We start from the raw sequence: 334 nt of genomic DNA on the forward strand, positions 1-334 counted from the left end.
ACGATACGACTGCCCCGGCCGCGCCGATGTTGACAGGTCCGACTGACGGAGCCAGCGTGAACGATGCCACGCCGACGATTAGCGGCACAGCAGAGCCGGGCAGTACGGTGACGATTATCTTGGACGGCAGCGATGCCGGGACGGTACCGGTTGGAGCGGGCGGCACTTGGACGTGGACGCCGCCAGCCGCGCTTGGCGAAGGCGACCACAGCGTAGTGGTGCGTGCAGAAGATGCGGCGGGCAATGTCGGCCCAGACTCCGCCGCACGTACGTTCACGGTGGATACGACAGCCCCGGCCGCGCCGGTGCTGACGGTTCCGACTGAAGGAGCCAG

Annotated in this window: 1 protein-coding gene; it reads left to right on the forward strand. The window is 67.4% G+C overall.

Features of this window, described 5'->3' with window-relative positions:
• A partial coding sequence (locus tag PAT3040_RS00335) for an Ig-like domain-containing protein (RefSeq protein ID WP_146200326.1) occupies positions 1-334 on the forward strand: 334 nt, incomplete at both ends.

The organism is Paenibacillus agaridevorans, assembly GCF_003112455.1.
Classification (GTDB): domain Bacteria; phylum Bacillota; class Bacilli; order Paenibacillales; family Paenibacillaceae; genus Pristimantibacillus; species Pristimantibacillus agaridevorans.